The sequence below is a fragment of the Arcticibacterium sp. SM2516 genome, assembly GCF_057914865.1.
The window spans coordinates 4,791,880-4,810,182 of record NZ_CP195290.1 but is presented as its reverse complement, the minus strand read 5'-3'; the positions used below and the strand labels follow the sequence as shown (position 1 = coordinate 4,810,182).

Genomic DNA, 18,303 nt, shown 5'->3' with positions numbered 1-18,303 from the left:
AAACTGAACAAAATTAACATCCCAGAGTTGAAATAGAACACTCATTATGAGACACTTGTACATAATGGCATAATGTGTGACAATTTTTAAATATAGAAACGCTTAAGCAAAACACTATGTTTAGAAACTATTTCAAAATCGCTTGGAGAAATCTTATTAGAAATAAAGTATTTAGTTCTATTAATATTTTGGGCTTGTCGCTAGGCTTAGCCGTGGTAATGCTTATTACGCTGTATGTTAAAGACGAGCTAAGCTACGACCGTTTCCATGCTCAAGAACAACAAATTTTCAGGGTTGTTAATAATTGGTACAAGCCAGACGGCAGCAAAGGCGGGACGGATAGTAACACTGGAAATCCACATGGACCGATGTTTCATGCTAACGTACCAGGCATCAAAGATTATGTAAGGGTAAAGGGAGAATACAAGGATGTCAGACAGAAAAACCAAGTCGATGGCTTTGAAATGCTCAGTGCCGATTCTTCTTTCTTCTCTATTTTTAGTTTCCCTCTGGTGTATGGCGATTCCAAAACGGCACTGAAAGAACCTCATTCTATTGTTCTATCTGAAGAAAAAGCAGTACAGTTTTTTGGTAAAAAGAACGCCCTCTACGAAACTATAGAAATAAAAGATGGAGACGATTTTAAATACTTCACCGTCACCGGAATCACCAAAAAATCACCTCAAAACTCCAGTATAAAGTTTGATATGCTGATACCTTACATTGTCTCCTCTGAAGCTGACAATGAACAGTGGTTTAATCATTTCTTAAACACTTTTGTGGTGTTAGATGAAAAAGCTAACAAGAAGGAAGTAGAAGCCCAAATAGCCTCTTATTATAAGAAAGAAACGGCATTGGCACTAAAAGAAATGCAGGAAACCTATGGAGACGTAGGTAGCTCAACATATGTTTTACAATCTTTAAAAGATATGCATTTGAGTACCGACTATGTGGCTCAAAACGGCCTAAAAGACAGCAGTAACCCCATGCTATCTTATTTATTATCAGGAATAGCTATTTTTCTATTGATCATTGCTTGTATCAATTTTATCAATCTAACCATTTCCCAGTCGCTTAAAAGAGCCAAAGAAATTGGCCTAAGAAAAGTGGTCGGCGGAGATAAAAAACAGCTGATTTATCAATTTCTTGGAGAGTCCTACTTAATTGGTCTTTTGGCTTTCATTTTCGCCATCTTGCTGGTTAATTTATTCCTCCCAACATTTAATGAACTGGCCAACAAAGCTCTATCCTTTAGCTATCTGCTAGACGCTAAGCTTATTGGATTTTATATAATGACCTTCATACTCACCTCCACCTTGGCAGGCTTTTATCCAGCATTGGTTTTAAGTGGTCTTAGTCCTGTGTCTTCGCTTTACAACCGAACTAAACTATTAGGTAAAAACTACCTTCAAAAATCTCTGGTGGTGGTTCAGTTTGCTTTAGCAGGTTTCTTAATAGTCCTTTCTTTAACGGTTTACAATCAGTTCAAATTCTTAATAAACAAAGACCTTGGCTATGACGATAAGGATATTATAGAAGTGTATTTTGGACAGAATATAGATAAAGAAAAAGCAACCCTTTTTAGAGAGCTACTTCTTAAAAATGCGAACATTCAGGGTCTTGCGGCAAAAAATAGTGGCGGATGGGGTACATCAGCCAAAGTAAACGGGAAAGACGAACTAAATTTCGCCTATGAGACTATTGACGAGGCCTATATTCCTATGCTAAAACTGACGCTCAAAGCAGGAAGAAATTTCTCAACAGAGTTTCCTGCAGATGCTTCTACAGGAGTTTTGGTAAATGAGGCTTTCGCAAAAAAAGCAGGCTGGAAAGTGCCCTTAGGTCAAACTGTAGACTTTTGGTATAAAGACAATGAAAAATACACCGTCGTGGGGGTAGTAAAAGATTATCATTTTTTAAACTTAAGTCAGGAAATTCGCCCACAACTTTTCACCATGAAACCAAACGGTTTTGGTATGGCAAATATTAAAATTGCTCCTAAATCCGAGTCGGAGAGTTTAGCACATATAGAAACTACCTTTAAAAGTATATTCCCTAGAAATTCTTACTCTTATAATTTCAAGAACTTAGAAAATATAAAGGACTATGAAAAAGAAGCCAAATGGCAACAGATAACATTTATAAGCACACTGTTGACCATCTTCATTTCATGTATTGGACTTTTTGGCCTGGCCCTTTTATCTGCCGAAAACAGAAGTAAGGAAGTAGGAATTAGAAAAGCCATCGGTGCCTCTGTAGTGAGTATTGTCAAACTCTTAACCAAAGACTTTCTAATACTCACACTTATTTCGTTGGTCATTTCTTTGCCATTGGCATATTTCGCTGGACAAGAGTTCTTGCAAAATTATCCTTACCACGAAGAAATGCAGCCGTGGATATTCGTAATTTCAGCCATTTCTGCACTATCCGTTGCCCTACTAACGGTTTCCTATCAAGCCGTGAAAGTAGCTCTTATAAATCCTGTTGAAACTTTAAGACGAGAATAGCTTCGACAGGATTAGATAACTTTTTGAGAAACTCAGTTATCTAAATTTGAAAATTACTTTATGCTAAAAAACAACTTCATACTCGCTTGGCGAAACCTTTCTAAAAACAAGCTATACACCTATATTAATATTGGTGGCTTGGGATTGGGTATGGCTACCGCCGTTATGCTTATACTCTGGATTTATAACGAATTTACTTTTGATGATTTTCATAAAAAATCAAAAGCAATCTACCGAGTTACTTCACATATAAAAATCAATGAAAACGAAACTTGGCATTGGGGCTTAACACCTATGCTCTTACCTCAAGAGCTCAAAAACAACTTCCCCGAAATAATTGAAACGACATACCTTTATACCCCATGGAATGACGCAGATGTAAGGATTGACAATAAGTTAATATCTGTCAAGAAACTTTTGTATGTCGATAGTAATTGGTTTGACATATTTGATTACGAAGTAATTAATGGGAGTTTGGTTAGTCTCAAAAACAACAAAAATGCCATTGCCATTACCAGGTCGAAGGCAAAAGAATTATTTGGAGAAAACGACCCATTAGATAAATTGATACAGCTGGACTCTCTAAATTTGGTAATCAAAGTAGTTTTAGCTGATTACCCACCAAACACCACTTTTAAGTACGATGTGTACATTCAAAATGCAGCCAGATTAACAAATTCAGAAGCATTAAAAAACGACCAAAATTGGAATAGTTTCAATTACCAAACCTTTGTGGTATGTAACGAAAAAGCTGAACTAGCAGGGCTTTCAAAAAAAATGACAACCATGTTCAGAAAGCTTAGGGACGATAAAAATGGAAGCAACAAACTCGAACTTCAAGCTTTATCCGCTATACACTTCGACGATTCTATCACACAAGGGGAATTAATTGCACCAATCGACAAACAGGTACTCTATATTTTTTCAGGAATTGCGTTTTTAATTCTCTTGACAGCATGCATAAATTACATAAACCTTACTACGGCCAATCTTAGTCTCCGAAACAAAGAAGTTAGTATTAAAAAATTTATGGGTGCCTCGAAAAAAGGTTTGTTTTACCAATTTTTCACCGAATCTGCCCTTACAAGTTTTTTGGCGATGCTGCTTGCCATTGCTCTTATATATATTGGACTTCCAAGATTAGAGACATTGGTCGAATATAAATTTAATATAAGTAAAAACATTCTCGTTTGGCAAATACTGGGAGGCATTACGTTAGTTACAATTTTGTTTAATGGTATTTACCCTTCTGTACTTTTAGCAAACCTTAAACCCTTAGAATTAATCCGTGGTAAATCACTACTTGGTACCCGAAAAGCGACTTTTCGCAAAGTTTTAGTTGTATTTCAATTTGCATTTACCATTACCCTTTTGATATGTACAACATTGATATTTAATCAATTAAACTTCATTCAGAATAAAGACTTAGGATACAATAAAGAGCAAGTTTTTTCTATCTCCATTCCCTGGTATGCCGATCAATCTGGCGACAAAACTGCCTTGATCTACAATCAATTACAAAACGAAAGTCAGCTGATTAATATCACCCGTAGCAGCGGAAACATTGTGGATTTCAGTAATAATCATAGCGGAAGCCTAGATTGGGATGGAAGAGAAAAAGACTGGAATCCTACAGTTTCGCCAATGTCTGTCTCTGATAATTATCAAGCATTTTTTGGATTAAACATTAAAAGTGGAAGATGGTTTGAGCCCAAAAACTCAAGCGATGACAATCATATCATCTTAAACGAAACGGCCGTAAAGGAATTTCAACTGAAAGAACCTATTTTAGGTCGAAAATTCACCTATCAGGGTCGTACAGGACAAATTATTGCTATCGTAAAAGACTTTCATTTCAAAAGTCCAAAAGAAAAAATTTCGCCTTTGCTTCTTTACAGAAATAACAACCGACAGAGCACCATAAGCATAAAAGCAAATGCCCACAATATTTCAGGAGCTATTGCTTCAGTGGAGAAAATTTGGCAAGCTAATTTACCAAATATGGCTTTCAAATATGACTTTCTGAGTGATACATACGCTAAACTTCACGAGTCGGAAACTAAACAATTGACCATGTTTTATTCCTTTGCAGGTATTGTTTTACTTATATCTTGCATTGGGCTTTTTGGTTTGGCGACATTTGCGGCAGGTGCAAGAATCAAAGAAATAGGCATACGCAAAGTGTTAGGAGCTAGCGTAATAGAGATTATTAATTTGCTTTCAAAAGAGTACCTAAAATTAATAGCAATGGCCACACTTATGGCCTCACCTCTGGCGTATTGGATCATGGAAAAGTGGCTGCAAAATTTCGCAAACCGGATACATATAACTTGGTGGTCATTCTCTATTCCTGGCCTTTTAGTTGCTTTTGTAGCCTTGTTGACCGTTAGTTACCAATCTGTTAAAGCAGCTTTATTAAACCCTGTGGAGAGTTTGAAGCGTGAGTAACTTTAAGGAGATTTCACAAATACACTTAACCTAGGCTGATATAAAGAAAAGTAAGCTACCACGAGAAAAATAGATGAGAAAGTAGGGCTTCCGAAGAAATCAATGGTGGACTGGGTATATAGAAACAAATTTCTTTATATTGTATCTTGATATTATTCAAACCCTCGAACCCATAAAATCATGAAGAAAACACTACTACTCCTTATTCTATTTACGACCAATTTAGCCTTTGCTCAAAAGGGCTGGACTTCGCTTTTTGATGGAAAAACATTTGATGGCTGGCATATCAATGAAGACGACCCAAGCTGTTTCTCGATTGAAGATGGCACTATTAAAGTAGCAGGTAAAAGGGCTCACGTTTTTTATGATGGAACTGTAGGAAATCATGACTTTAAGAATTTTGAGCTTAAAATAAAAGCCATGACCATGCCTGGGTCTAACTCTGGAATTTTTATCCATACCGCCTACCAGGCTACTGGCTGGCCATCAAAAGGATATGAAATACAAGTAAATCAAACGCATACCGATTGGCGAAAAACGGGAAGTCTTTATAGTGTTGAAGATGTAAAGGAGAATTTTGCCGAAGACAACAAATGGTACCAGTATCATATCATTGTAAATGGTAAAAGAATTATTATTAAAATAGACGGAAAAGTAGCCGTAGATTATACCGAGCCTGATGTACTTCCAGAAAGTCGTGGGACTAAAAGACTGAGCTCTGGAACTTTCGCACTTCAAGGCCATGACCCCAAAAGTATTGCCTATTTTAAGGATATTAAAGTGAAGATTTTAAATTAGGGATAAATTCCTTTTGAAGAAAATATTATGGCAAAGCTCGGTGGGCTTTGCCATTTTTATAAGACCACCATTACTTTATGCTACAATATTACCAAAGCCACTTTGAACACTTCTGTTTTGAGCTTGAAGAGTAAGAAACTATTAAGTCCTAACTCTAAATCACTCCATAAAATCTTTTGACGAAGAACATTTACTAGGAGATATATAACACTTCTATTTATTCCTTAAAAAAAGTGTTTAAATTTTATCCATATACGTCCGTACTTGTTTTATCTAAAAAACATTATACCTATCATTGTGCAAAGCTTTGAAACCATTAAAGTCAGAATGAATAAAAACTATCGAATAGCTACGTCGGGAATTGCGTTTGAACAATTCAGTGATGAGTTCGTTATTGTAAACCTCCCAGAGGGACATTATTATAGCTTAAGAGGTACCGCCTTTTTCATGTTTCAATTTCTCACTAAAGGCTCTAACGCCTCAAATATTTCTGAGGAACTTATTAAACATTACGATTTAAACGACCAAGAAGCACTGAAAGAAAGTGAACAATTTATTGATACACTTATTTCACATAAATTACTTTCTGAAACGGAAGAAAGTGTTGAATTAAATATGAAGACATCCGAAAGTAAAAGTGTTTTCACAAAACCAGAAATTGAAACTTTTGACGACATGAAAGAACTACTCATACTAGACCCTGTTCATGATGTAGACCCTCAAGAAGGATGGCCTCTAAAAAAATAAGTACGCCAAAAATCTCAGTAATAATACCTCTTTTTAATGGTGAAAAATATTTAGAAGAGGCTATCAATAGTGTGATTAGACAGTCTTTCCAAGACTTCGAATTGATTATTGTAGATAATGGCTCTACTGATAGCTCTAGATTAATTTCTGACAAATTTGAGGATAAAACAAGACTTTTTTTTGAGTCGAAAAAAGGGGTAGCTGCGGCAAGAAACACAGGAATTAGGCATTCAAAAGGGAAATATATTGCCTTTTTGGACCAAGATGACTACTTCTTGCCAACAGCTCTTGAACAACTGTATAATGTTATAAATCGAACTGAATCCCAAGGTGTCATGGGTAAAACTCATTACTTGTTCGAAACTCAAGCTTCAAGAAAGCGATGGCCGCAAATAAATGAAGAAGGAATTCTATTTTCAACACTACTAGGTGCTTGTGTTTTCAAAAAGGAGCTTTTCGAAAAACTCGGGTACTTATTAGAAAATCCTGAAGTTTCAGATGATGTAGAATGGTTTTATAGACTTGACCAAAAAGGAATAGAAATTCAAAAAGTCGACACTGTTACCCTAACGTATAGGCAGCACGATAACAACACTACAAGCAGTCAATCATATACTCAGGGAGTGATTCTCAAATTATTAAAACACACACTAGACCAACGCAGAAAAACAAATGCTTCTTAGTATAATCATACCCGTATACAACTCAGCGTTCTTCATTGAAGATGCTCTGCGGAGTGTTGTGAACATTGTTCCTCCACAATCCGAAATACTGGTTATAGATGATGGATCCACAGACCAAACTGCTGAAATCATAAAAGGTATAGGGCATAAAATCAGTTATTTCTATAAGGAAAACGGTGGTCCTTCCTCAGCAAGAAATTTAGGACTGAAATATTCCAAAGGAAAATACATTGGCTTTTTAGATGCCGACGATATGTGGCCAGATGATAAAATAATAAGGCAATTAGGCTATTTAGAAAGTAACCATAACATTGACTTAGTTTGGGGGCATACTTTACCTTTTGGCATAAACACTCAGCAACATAAAGCCCTATTTAGTGCATATTTGGGAGCTGCATTATTCAGAAAGTCAGCCTTTAATAAGACAGGATACTTCGATGAGCAGTTACTGTTTGGTGAAGATATAGATTGGTACTTAAGAGCTAAAGAAGCAGGTTTAGAAATTAATATTGAAAACGAAACCGCCCTTCATTATAGGCTTCATACCCACAATTCTACAAATAACGTAGCCTTAAGAAACGCTTATACTGTTAAATTTTTAAAAAAGAAACTAGACCGACAGAATGCTTCCAATTAGTGTCATAATGGCTGTTTACAATGGAGAAAAATACTTGCGTCAAGCATTGGATTCAATAATGAATCAAACGCAGGCCATGTCTGAAATAATCGTAATAAACGATGGCTCCACAGATAGCACGTCTGAAATTTTAAACGATTATAAATCCAGTATTAAAGTAATCACCCGAGAAAATAAAGGTCCTGCCTGCTCTGTTAACGAAGGGATTTTCATATCAAAAAATGACTGGCTTTGTTTTCTAGATGCAGATGATTTATGGACAAATAATAAACTAGAAAAGCAATATGAATTTGCACAAGCTAACCCCAAAGTAAAAGTATTTTTAGGGCTTAGTGAACAATTTTTTAGCGATGAACTTACAGAAGATCAAAAAAGTAAAATTACACTAATATCAAATCCACAAAAAGGTATATTGAGGTCAACCATGCTGGTTCACCGCTCTATATTCGAGAAGACCTCGTTATTTGACACTACATTAGTCTTTGGTGAATTTATAGACTGGTTTACAAAATTAAAAGAACTTAATATACCTTATTTAGTACAAGACGAATTGTTTCATAAAAGACGACTCCATCCAAATAGCTTAACCAGTAAAAAAGAGCACTTTAAAGATTTTGCGATGCTGATAAAAAACAAACTTGATCGTGAGAGAAAAAGTAAAAATATATAAGTGGTCACTTGGAGTAATGGTAACTGTACTAATACTCCTACTAACATATAAAAAAAAATATTTCCTTGATAGGCAATTAACTATTAGTATTCAAAAAATACACAAAGGAATAGCAGATCTAATTGAAACTCCTGAGTCTATTGTAGCATTTCAAACAATCTTCTCTAATATTAAATTTGATCAACCAACTTGTTTGAAAATTATAAATAAAGAAGATGACGAGATATTATATGTTTCTGAAAAAGCAGGAAGACTCTTCTCTATTAGCCTTAAAAGTAAAAAACCAGTTAAGAAACTAATAATAGATATTTCAAGTCATATAAATAACAATATGAACAATGGCTTAATTGGCTTTGAAATTGATAACGCAAATGACAGAATATACCTCCATTACAACTCTGACAAAGAGACTATTCAAATTTCCACCTTTGAAAAGAAGAATGCATTTAAAAAGGAAAACCAAATCTTAACAGTAAACCCTGTATACCACAGTGGTGGCACTTTAAAATTAGACAGTACTGGAAACCTATTAATTTCAATAGGAGATTCTAAAAGGTTTGATAGTGAAAAATCCAGTCAAGATTTAAGAATGCTCCAAGGAAAGCTCCTCCGAATTAAACCAGATTTAAATAACCCTTCTAAATATAGCATTCCAAATGATAATCCTTACACTGCTAACCAGTTTGGTTACAAAGAAGAAATCTATGCCTATGGCTTCAGAAATCCTTATCGATATACATTAGACCCCTTAACTGGAAAGATGTATCTCGGTGATGTAGGTGAGGATAATTTTGAAGAAATAAATTTAATTACAAAGGGTGGCAACTATGGATGGAATATAAAAGAAGGAAATCACGTATATAGAGAAGACTCGAGCTCTTCTTCAATCAAAACAATTCCACCAATTTTTGAGTATAAACATGGACTTTCCGGCTTTTCTATAACCTGCGGTCCAGTTTACAGGGGTGAAGAAATACCAAGTTTACAGGGTCTTTTGTTATATGCCGACTATGTAAGAGGTGCTATATGGGCATTATCAACCAATAATCTTACAAAAAAATTAATTGCCGAAAATTCTGGAAACATCTCATGCTTTGCTACTAACGGGAAAGGCGAAATTTATTTTTCGGATCTAAGTTCTGGATACATAAAAAAACTAGTCAATATTAATCTAACAAATGAAGATAACAGCTAAAAAATTTGAATATTTCGCTGTCTTCCTAGTGGGAGTTATTTTTTTACTTTTAACCATTTTTAAAAGCCACTGGTTTTTTCAAGACAGTGGATGGCTAAAACTCGCATATCCATTCTGCCTTTTTTTAGGCATGCTACTTGTTTTTTTTTACGGATTTAAAATAATCAACCTCCAGGGCACTTACGGCCTAGTTACACTTTTCTTTATAGAATTAATTTTATACACCAACCTACATTTTTCAGCCAAAAATCAAGATGCCCTAATTTCCTCCTTGCCTTTACAGAATATGTTTTATAATGAATTGGCAAGTATTATGCAGTACGAACCTACAATTAGTGAGTTTGATAGTAACATTGGATACATGTTTAAGCCCTCATCCACTGCTATATTCAGTAATCTAGAGTTTAAAACAAAAATTTCCACTAATAGTTTAGGGACTAGAGATGATGAAGCTTCGTTTAAAAATCCTGAAATTATAGTGTTAGGAGATTCCTATACTGCTGGCTGGGGAGTAGAAGGCTCTGAAAGATTTACTGAAATACTCGAAAGGAAAAGCAAATTGAAAGTGCTGAATGCTGGAGTTTCCTCTTTCGGTACTGCTAGAGAAACATTACTGTTAAATAGGATAGATTTAGACTCTTGTAAAATGATAATTATCCAATACTGTATGAATGACTATCTTGAAAACCATACATGGCTTGATAGAATTTCAAAAGGAGAAACATTCAAACCTTCTTTTAACAAAGCTCAGTATTTATTACGTGTAAATGGTAATGAAATACTAAGTCACTACACACCTTTAAGGTACTTGCATGCATACCTTTTAACCATTGGTAAAAGACTTTTCTCTAAAAACTTCTCTCTACCTAAAGTGGCGACAAATGACATGCCTGAACATGCAGATTTATTTCTTAAGGGTTTACAAATAATTCAAAAACAATTTAAAAATAGAATTCTAGTTATTAGTCTTTCAAATAGCTACGAAAGGCTAGACCCAGCTTTTGAAAATGTCCTTCACGAAAAAATTATTAGTTCTGGATTATCCAATATTGATATTCTAAGAACAAGCCATCTTTTAAAGAAAGAAGACCATTTTTTTTTAGACAGTCATATAAATATTAAAGGCCACGCCAAAGTTGGAGATGCACTATATGATTATTTAAAAGATAATCCGTTAAAATAGATTTTCGGCTAGGAAAACGACTACGTGAGCAGTCGGTATTAATAGAAATACGCCTAAGCCTGTCCCTGCCACTCTAGCAACCATAACCCATTTCAAATACCTCTTGAAATAGTTTTTATCCATTCCATCAAACGCTACTTTATCTGCAAGTATTCCGATATGAGGCTCTGTAATTAATATTGATAAAACTGTAGCAAAACCTACGATAAATCCATTTAAGGAAATGCATGTTCCTCGGAGTGATGGATTTAAATAGCCCGCGTATAAACAGGAAAGCACACTTACCGTCAAAATAGCCTGAATGGCAAGGTTAGCTCCAATCATACTAATTGGCATACCTCTGAGATTATAACCTTTATTGAGATCCAAAACCTTTTCAGAAACCAACGAAGAACTAAAAAGTGACTTTATCCTTTTAAGATTTATTTCTTTAAATAGTCTAGTGATTGAATTTTGATGATGAGCTTTTTGGACCACCCTTGAAATACTATTAATTGTAAAATTAATAGCAAAAAGACCCGCAAATGCCCCAATAAAAGAAAGAGCAATTAGAAAAATAAACAAAAAATCGTTTGGGGATTTTTGCTCAATAATTTCTAACTCCACAGTTTTAGATAATAGAGGAGCCTGAAGTGTATTTGCAAAACGAGTGAAAAGAAAAATAATATTATAAACAGAATAAGTGGCAGCCATTTTCTTGGTTTCAATGCCTACCATTTTTACTGAAAGGCTCAAAGTGCTCAAGAAATGAATGGATATTGTTAAAAATCCTATAACAAATAGACTACTATCTACCACTTAAACTATTCTTTTTTGTTCTCTTTTCCATCTCGTCAGATACCAATTGAATAAATATACCCATACATTAGGCCACCTTTCTTTTAAAAACATTCGGTAATAAATAAACCTACGTTTAGTTCCAAAGTAAATCATCGCCAATGTGCCCTTTTCTCTAATATTAGACGATATTGATTCATAATAAGACATTTCATCCCGTGTGGGTGTCAGCCCTTCCAATTCAGTTAAAACTGCTTGAGGAATTTGAGCGTCAAAGCGTTCATATAGATATGGGATAGCTTTTTTTATGAATGGTAAATAACAAAACGTCTTACTTAATCTTATAAATTCACTCCAATCAACAGCATCTACATCTTTTCTTAAGATCATAAAACAATCAGCCACCCACCTTATAGGAGGTACCGGGTCAAAATCCCTACCATGAACTAAGGCAACAAAAAACTCATGGGTTGTATTTAACTTTTTTGTCTTTATTTCATCCCAATCAAATTCGGATGATTTCTCCCATATAAAATCACAAGACTTACTTACTTGTGAATATTCGCTAAATACATGCCAATGAAGATCTATATCCATTCTCCCTTTGCCTTCTAAATGAGTGGCGTGTACAAAGTCCAGTATTTGCATATCAGCTTCATTAAAATCAACACCCAACTTAGAGTTCCCTATAAGTTCAAGAACCTTATCTTTATCCTTCATAGGAATCAGTAAGTCTCCATCGTTCATTGGCCTATGCTCAATACGACCATAATATTGGGTCGCTAGGCTTATACCTTTAAAAACAATGTGTTCTATATCATATTCATTTAATGCCTTTATCAACTCTTTTACAGATAAAAATATCCTCTGATTTCTAACCCATACATTCTTTTGGTGCCCTTTTAGCTTTTTAAGATATGCATGATTTTCAATACCCAAATTATCAACCAATAAAGGAAGTAATCGATGGCATGCAGGATCAAGAGGGTCTAAGAATCGAGAGAGAAAATCTGGCTCTTCGGGATTTAAAGCAGCTAAATTTTCCGTGACTAACCATTTCTGAAAAAAAACCAGAGCTTCATCCCTTGGGAAAAGGGCGGCTTTTAAAAGATACTCATGCGACTTGGTAGGGAAGTGTCCTCCTTTATGAAAAATAGAATAATCCGTACTAATCATTCAAAATCTTAATAATCATGTCTATACTCTCTGGAATTTGCTTCAAGTCTTTTCCTGTATTTAATTCAAACACTTTTACGTCATTTAACATCTTCGATAGTTTATTCAAATAGGAAACATCTGTTTTAAGGAGCCCAATGCTGCTTGGTGCAAGTGCCATCAATGCTCGAGCTGCATTACTTTCTTTGTATTCTGTATTTTCGGTTCCTAAATACTTGGGTAGTACCACACCCAAAAAAGGCATTTTACAAATTAACTTTTCAGGACAAAAATCATTTAAGAAAACTTGAGCTTTTTCCAATGGAAGGGCTTCCGAATTGAAAATATGTGCCTCCAATTCTGGGAAAGTATTTATATGACTCTCTTCAAGTTTCGCCACATTATAGAGACTATAAATAAACTGTTTATTAAAATCTACAAGCACTAAATCATCTCCTGCATAAAGTAAATCTGATTTTAAGCAAGATAATGCAGCTGTAGACTTGCCTGACCCTCCTCTGCCTGGCATTAGAACACCACCAAATGAGTTTCCCACGGCTGCAGCATGCACCACAGCAAAATGTCCATAGGAGTTAAAGATATAATGAAAAATATCTCGGAAAGGAAAACTTCGCTCCCATTCAGGCATTTCCTTGTAGTTTTTAATCCAGAAAAAAGCTCTTTTTTTATCTAAATCGACAAGGTAGAAACAGTTTTGCCATGACATAAACCTAGCCATGAATCTACTAATATCTTCTGAAGGGATAAAACCATTTTGATCTAAGCTTTCCCAATTCCATCGGGGTTTAGGCAAATGCAATTCCCCATTTTCCATATCTGATACGTAAATGGAAAATTCAGATACCACCTCATTTGAAACTAAATGACCAATGGCTTTACTGAAATTATCTTGTTCCCTAAAACCACAGTAATTAACCGTAAAGATAATTCCCCCTACGCTATAATTTTTAGAATCACTTACTCCTACATTAAGAAACCTTTCTAAGGTTTCATCTACAAATGGTTGCCCCAACATCCTATCAAAAACTCCTCTTATTATTTAAACATTTTATCACAAGCACTTTAGATAAAATACTATTCTTTAAGCAAGAATGAGTTTTCTAGTTAACGAGAAATCTCATATCATTCAAGGTAATTGAGTTTTTTATGTATCTTAACAAATCACTTCTCAAACAATGCCTTAAAACACTTGGCATCACTATCTTCTTGACTATCGCCATAAAACCTGTCTAAAAAGCTGCCTGCTGAACTCCAAACCGTTTGAACCATGCCTGTAAAACGCTCTTTCATTTCTGGAGTAGCGTTGGCTCTTAAGTCTAGCATCATTTCCTTTTGCTTTAAAGCCAATTCTGTATTTCGCCATGGCGAAATAGCCACATCAAATCCTTTCATGGCAAACATAACAGCCGTAGGATCTACACGCTCATAATGCCAGTCGCAAATCATGACATCTTTAGGAATCATATCAATGGCTCTGTGCGTATTATTATAACTCGCCTCCCATAGCCCTATTCCAGTAGTTTTTCCATCTATTAATCTATCTCCCCAAATCCATAAACGTTTGCCGTTTTGGGCCAAATGATTACGGATTTTAGTTACCTCTCCTGCAAATAACTCTGCCTTATCTCTTCCCTGACATCTTGGGCAGTCTTCATGTCCGATATAAAAGACTTCATCCATACCCGCATGAAAAGCATCCGCCTTAAAAGCAGCAATTATCTCATCTACTATTTCAAAAACTACCTTATGCACTCCTGGATGAAGCGGACAGTAACTTTTGCAGTACAGTCCATCACTATTAGGCCATTCATACTTCTTCGGCATCTTCACTCCGGGTGTTTCATCAAATTCTGGATAGGCCTTCAAGAGCATCTCCTCCTCCTCTGCCCAAGACTGATGTCCTAATAAATTGACCTGCGGAATTACAGCAATTTTATTTTTTTGACATGCAGCCACTATTTTGTCCACCTCAGATTGAGATAGCCCATCTTTTCTGGCCAATTCTGGATGAGATTTATATTGAAAATTATAATCCACCCTTAAGATTAAAGTGTTGATGTGGCGAGGAGCTAACTCCTCATTGATAAATTTCACAAAACGGTCTACATTCTTTTTATCCGGGGCGGCTATCGCAAGCCCTCTTACCGGCAACGTTTCTTGAGCCAGTGCTATTCCTGAGATAAGCAACGAAAGCGTAAATACGATGATTTTTTTCATTCAAAAGGGTTGTTAAAGTTTAAAAAAAGCGAAATTACAATTTTAATCTGACGCCAATTTTGGAAAGAATTGCAGCGAAACCTATCATGGCAAAAGCCCACACTAAAGAACCCAAAACCGCCAACCACTGTGTTTCATCTTGTTTATAAAATAATACTTGAAAAGGCATCGACCAGATTAAATAATAGACAATATCTGGGGCTAAGTAAGTTGTTAACGAATTTTCACCCGCTGGCTTAAATGGTCTGAAAACACCCGTTATACTTTTCACATCAAGCACATAATATAATACCGCAAAAAGCAACATACTTATGCCACTACAAAGCATCGCCCAACTAGGCGTAGCCTGAATTTTAGAGAAAATAAACCAGTTGTGAAGTACAAACGCTAGTATTAAGCTTCCCAAGCTTATTGGAATTATCTGTTTCAAAAACTTGATATGTTCATTTCTGAATTGCTTTAAAAGAACGCCTATAAGCAGTCCAGAAAGCACGATAAAAGGCACATTGCCATTTAGAATAACTCCAAAAATAGATTTAAGAGGATTTAGAAAGGCTGTCAATCCCAAGACGGAGAGCATGTTTAAGCTTAGAAAAACCAAACAAGCCAATGCTGTCTTCCAGACACTGTCTCTCAGAAAAAAATAGGTAAAAGCAGCGGTAAAATACCCCCAACCAATTAAGCCTAAAATGCCCCACCAACTTTTTTCTATAAACGTTGGATTTTCTGCTGTGCCCCCTCTGAAAATAAACGCTAGGAAAAGCAACAGTACTATACCTACATATTTTAGATAAGCAACTTTACTTCCTTTAGGATATTTATTCCAAACCAAAAACACGGAGATATAACCTAAAACCACCCAGAGCGTTCTACTTATTCCGGTAAGCTCCTCGTTAAAGCTTTCTGAGGCATTGACCATGAAAACCCCAATAATTAATAAACTAAAGGTCCTGCTCAAAATATGCAATACCAGCTGAAAAGAGCTTTCCTTACTTTTAGCACGAGCAGCAAATGCAAAAGGAATAGACAAACCCACCATAAATAAAAAGCCTGGAAAAACCCAATCTGCCAGACCTAACCCATCTTCCGTTGCACTTGTATGACCCAGCCACTGTGGAACCCCCGGAATAAAAAGGTCATTCACAAAAAGCATCAAGAAAAGCGTAAGCCCTCTCATGATGTCTATGGATAGAATACGTTTAGTTAATTCCATTTCTACTTTTGAAGCTTGTTCATTTTAAAAATAGGGCTGTCGAGCTAAGATTATTTTAAATACCAAATGACTCATAAGCAAACTTAATTTATTAAGAATTTTTAATATATTCACTTCATGTAGACAAATATTTAAAGAACGGAGACGAGTTCATTTCTCCGTCCTAACTCCATCGAATAAATGAAAAAACTTTTACTTAATTGCCACCTTTTACTTATTATAAGCTAGTTGCACTAAAACCACTGAGCTAAAAACAGTAATCTGCCAATGGCAAGACGATAAATGGTCTGCTATCTCTTTCATTTATGATGATGGCGTCCATTGACCACACATTATGGTAGGCATTCATTTGAAGACCTACGAGTGTTTTAGCATGCAATTTCATAATCTACAATCAATCTGTCACTATGGTTTTCCTCACTCCATGGTCTTCTAGATTTTAAAAATATAGAAACATTATTTCCGTCTCGAATGTAATCTCTACCAAGCGTAATTGGCAGTACGACTTTTGAAGAAACTATAGATTCCGCATTCGCTAAAAACCTTACGATAAAGAGAACTAATATTACATAATTCCCTAAATTGTTATTCTATTCAACCCTATATAACAATGAAAAAGATAAATCGCAGAGCCCTGCTCAAAACTGTGGTGCCAGCTACCGTGGCGGCTTACACCATTCCAACGTTAATTCCTTACAGTGCTTTTGGTGCCAACGACAGGTTACGAGTGGCCGTTTTAGGTGTCAATGGCCGAGGAAAAAGTCATATAGCAGGATTTATGGAGCAAGACAATGTAGAAGTGGCTACGCTCTGCGACCCAGACATGAACATCAGTGGACAAAGAGCCAAAGAGTTTGAAGCAAAATATGGCAAAAAGGTAAGCATAGAACAAGACCTTCGAAAAGTCTACGAAGACAAAAGCATAGATGCGGTGAGTATAGCTACACCAAATCACTGGCATGCATTGGCTGCCATCTGGGCATGTCAAGCAGGTAAAGATGTGTATGTAGAAAAACCAGCTTGCCATACCATTTGGGAAGGACAACAATTAGTAGCAGCAGCAAAAAAATACAAACGTATAGTGCAGCACGGTGTGCAATTGCGAAGCTCAAAATCTATTCAAGAGGCTATTCAACATTTAAGAGATGGGCTTATTGGTAAAGTATACATGGCCCGTGGAACGGTTTATAAATGGCGTCCAAGTATTGGAGATAAAGGAAACTCAAAAGTACCCGCAGGACTTGATTGGAATCTTTGGCAGGGGCCTGCCAAAGAGAAAGAATTCTCAGAAAATTATGTGCATTATAATTGGCACTGGTTCTGGGATTATGGCAATGGCGATATAGGTAACCAAGGCATACATGAAACCGATTTGGCCATGTGGGGACTAGACGTTGGCTTGCCAGAAGAAATAACTTCAGCAGGTGGTAAATACCTTTGGAACGACTGCAAGGAAACTCCAGAACTTCTCACCTCTACATATAACTACCCGAAAGAAGGAAAAATTATAGAATTTGAGGTAAGACCTTGGATGACCAATCAGGAAGATGGCGTAAACGTTGGTAACATTTTCTATGGAGACAAAGGCTATATGGTCATAAACGGCTACGCTGATTACAAAACATTTTTGGGAAGAGAAAAAGAGCCTGGCCCTTCTGGAAAAGAAGGAGGCGACCATTATAAAAACTTTGTGGAGTCTGTGCGTGCACAAGATTACAGTCATTTGAATGGCCCTATAGAAACAGGATACAAGTCTTCTGCTTTGGCACATTTAGGAAACATAGCTTACCGATTAAAAAGGCAATTAAATTTTGACCCAAGTACCGAGAAGTTTATTGGCGATGAGCAAGCAAACGCCATGTTAAAAGGGCATTATAGAGCTCCTTTTATGGTGCCTAAGATTGTTTGACATTAAAAATACCGCTCGCTCAAAAAGCACCAATTGGTTTGGTCACAAAACCTTTTGGTGTTATTATTACGCATAGACAGGTGCTTTTTATACTTAGTTTTGATTGGCAAAGCTGTAAATCGTACAGTTCATTTGTATAATTA

The 18,303-nt window shown here is 35.8% G+C and carries 16 protein-coding genes; 10 read left to right on the top strand and 6 right to left on the bottom strand.

The features are described 5' to 3' along the window. Positions 1-116: 116 nt before the first annotated feature. From ACSBFT_RS19795 to ACSBFT_RS19755, 9 genes are all read left to right on the top strand, one after another. Positions 117-2,507, top strand: a complete 2,391-nt coding sequence (locus ACSBFT_RS19795) for an ABC transporter permease (RefSeq protein ID WP_489602145.1) — start codon at positions 117-119, stop codon at positions 2,505-2,507. 60 nt (positions 2,508-2,567) lie between these two features. Then, a complete protein-coding gene (locus ACSBFT_RS19790; RefSeq protein ID WP_489602144.1) occupies positions 2,568-4,955 on the top strand; it encodes an ABC transporter permease in 2,388 nt (795 codons plus the stop codon). Positions 4,956-5,135: 180 nt separating this feature from the next. Continuing rightward, positions 5,136-5,753, top strand: coding sequence for a 3-keto-disaccharide hydrolase (locus tag ACSBFT_RS19785; RefSeq protein WP_463049020.1), 618 nt, complete (start codon positions 5,136-5,138; stop codon positions 5,751-5,753). Between the two features lie 327 nt (positions 5,754-6,080). Continuing rightward, positions 6,081-6,500 carry a PqqD family protein gene (locus tag ACSBFT_RS19780; RefSeq protein ID WP_489602143.1) on the top strand — a complete coding sequence of 140 codons (420 nt, stop codon included), beginning with the start codon at positions 6,081-6,083 and terminating at the stop codon, positions 6,498-6,500. Beyond that, positions 6,482-7,183 (top strand): glycosyltransferase family 2 protein, encoded by a 702-nt coding sequence (locus ACSBFT_RS19775; RefSeq protein WP_489602142.1) that lies wholly within the window; start codon positions 6,482-6,484, stop codon positions 7,181-7,183. Before ACSBFT_RS19780 ends, ACSBFT_RS19775 begins: the two co-directional genes overlap by 19 nt. Further along, a complete protein-coding gene (locus tag ACSBFT_RS19770; RefSeq protein ID WP_489602141.1) occupies positions 7,173-7,820 on the top strand; it encodes a glycosyltransferase family 2 protein in 648 nt (215 codons plus the stop codon). The genes ACSBFT_RS19775 and ACSBFT_RS19770 overlap by 11 nt, the downstream gene beginning before the upstream one ends. Beyond that, positions 7,807-8,490: a glycosyltransferase family 2 protein gene (locus ACSBFT_RS19765; RefSeq protein ID WP_489602140.1), complete on the top strand. Its 684-nt coding sequence runs from the start codon at positions 7,807-7,809 to the stop codon at positions 8,488-8,490. The genes ACSBFT_RS19770 and ACSBFT_RS19765 overlap by 14 nt, the downstream gene beginning before the upstream one ends. Continuing rightward, positions 8,465-9,685, top strand: coding sequence for a PQQ-dependent sugar dehydrogenase (locus tag ACSBFT_RS19760; protein WP_489602139.1), 1,221 nt, complete (start codon positions 8,465-8,467; stop codon positions 9,683-9,685). The genes ACSBFT_RS19765 and ACSBFT_RS19760 overlap by 26 nt, the downstream gene beginning before the upstream one ends. After that, a complete protein-coding gene (locus ACSBFT_RS19755; protein WP_489602138.1) occupies positions 9,669-10,868 on the top strand; it encodes an SGNH/GDSL hydrolase family protein in 1,200 nt (399 codons plus the stop codon). The genes ACSBFT_RS19760 and ACSBFT_RS19755 overlap by 17 nt, the downstream gene beginning before the upstream one ends. Here ACSBFT_RS19755 and ACSBFT_RS19750 read toward each other — a convergent pair. From ACSBFT_RS19750 to ACSBFT_RS19725, 6 genes are all read right to left on the bottom strand, one after another. Continuing rightward, positions 10,860-11,666 carry a lipid II flippase family protein gene (locus tag ACSBFT_RS19750; protein WP_489602137.1) on the bottom strand — a complete coding sequence of 269 codons (807 nt, stop codon included), beginning with the start codon at positions 11,664-11,666 and terminating at the stop codon, positions 10,860-10,862. The genes ACSBFT_RS19755 and ACSBFT_RS19750 overlap by 9 nt on opposite strands. Then, positions 11,667-12,821, bottom strand: a complete 1,155-nt coding sequence (locus ACSBFT_RS19745) for a nucleotidyltransferase family protein (RefSeq protein ID WP_489602136.1) — start codon at positions 12,819-12,821, stop codon at positions 11,667-11,669. Next, positions 12,814-13,836, bottom strand: coding sequence for a hypothetical protein (locus tag ACSBFT_RS19740; RefSeq protein ID WP_489602135.1), 1,023 nt, complete (start codon positions 13,834-13,836; stop codon positions 12,814-12,816). The genes ACSBFT_RS19745 and ACSBFT_RS19740 overlap by 8 nt, the downstream gene beginning before the upstream one ends. A gap of 146 nt (positions 13,837-13,982) precedes the next feature. Continuing rightward, positions 13,983-15,038: a family 20 glycosylhydrolase gene (locus ACSBFT_RS19735; protein ID WP_489602134.1), complete on the bottom strand. Its 1,056-nt coding sequence runs from the start codon at positions 15,036-15,038 to the stop codon at positions 13,983-13,985. A 34-nt stretch (positions 15,039-15,072) separates the two neighbouring features. Further along, positions 15,073-16,251, bottom strand: a complete 1,179-nt coding sequence (locus tag ACSBFT_RS19730) for a hypothetical protein (RefSeq protein WP_489602133.1) — start codon at positions 16,249-16,251, stop codon at positions 15,073-15,075. A gap of 247 nt (positions 16,252-16,498) precedes the next feature. Further along, on the bottom strand, positions 16,499-16,636 hold the full coding sequence (locus ACSBFT_RS19725) for a hypothetical protein (protein ID WP_489602132.1): 138 nt from the start codon (positions 16,634-16,636) through the stop codon (positions 16,499-16,501). A gap of 225 nt (positions 16,637-16,861) precedes the next feature. Here ACSBFT_RS19725 and ACSBFT_RS19720 point away from each other — a divergent pair, with 225 nt between their 5' ends. Continuing rightward, complete coding sequence (locus ACSBFT_RS19720) at positions 16,862-18,160, top strand: Gfo/Idh/MocA family protein (protein ID WP_489602131.1); 1,299 nt, start codon at positions 16,862-16,864, stop codon at positions 18,158-18,160. Positions 18,161-18,303 lie beyond the last annotated feature (143 nt).

Bases quoted from the DNA above. Each gene is read 5' to 3' on its own strand.
- ACSBFT_RS19795 (WP_489602145.1), top strand. From the start codon at position 117: ATGTTTAGAAACTATTTCAAAATCGCTTGGAGAAATCTTATTAGAAAT.
- ACSBFT_RS19790 (WP_489602144.1), top strand. From the start codon at position 2,568: ATGCTAAAAAACAACTTCATACTCGCTTGGCGAAACCTTTCTAAAAAC.
- ACSBFT_RS19785 (WP_463049020.1), top strand. From the start codon at position 5,136: ATGAAGAAAACACTACTACTCCTTATTCTATTTACGACCAATTTAGCC.
- ACSBFT_RS19780 (WP_489602143.1), top strand. From the start codon at position 6,081: ATGAATAAAAACTATCGAATAGCTACGTCGGGAATTGCGTTTGAACAA.
- ACSBFT_RS19775 (WP_489602142.1), top strand. From the start codon at position 6,482: ATGGCCTCTAAAAAAATAAGTACGCCAAAAATCTCAGTAATAATACCT.
- ACSBFT_RS19770 (WP_489602141.1), top strand. From the start codon at position 7,173: ATGCTTCTTAGTATAATCATACCCGTATACAACTCAGCGTTCTTCATT.
- ACSBFT_RS19765 (WP_489602140.1), top strand. From the start codon at position 7,807: ATGCTTCCAATTAGTGTCATAATGGCTGTTTACAATGGAGAAAAATAC.
- ACSBFT_RS19755 (WP_489602138.1), top strand. From the start codon at position 9,669: ATGAAGATAACAGCTAAAAAATTTGAATATTTCGCTGTCTTCCTAGTG.
- ACSBFT_RS19745 (WP_489602136.1), bottom strand. From the start codon at position 12,821: ATGATTAGTACGGATTATTCTATTTTTCATAAAGGAGGACACTTCCCT.
- ACSBFT_RS19740 (WP_489602135.1), bottom strand. From the start codon at position 13,836: ATGTTGGGGCAACCATTTGTAGATGAAACCTTAGAAAGGTTTCTTAAT.
- ACSBFT_RS19735 (WP_489602134.1), bottom strand. From the start codon at position 15,038: ATGAAAAAAATCATCGTATTTACGCTTTCGTTGCTTATCTCAGGAATA.
- ACSBFT_RS19730 (WP_489602133.1), bottom strand. From the start codon at position 16,251: ATGGAATTAACTAAACGTATTCTATCCATAGACATCATGAGAGGGCTT.
- ACSBFT_RS19725 (WP_489602132.1), bottom strand. From the start codon at position 16,636: ATGAAATTGCATGCTAAAACACTCGTAGGTCTTCAAATGAATGCCTAC.
- ACSBFT_RS19720 (WP_489602131.1), top strand. From the start codon at position 16,862: ATGAAAAAGATAAATCGCAGAGCCCTGCTCAAAACTGTGGTGCCAGCT.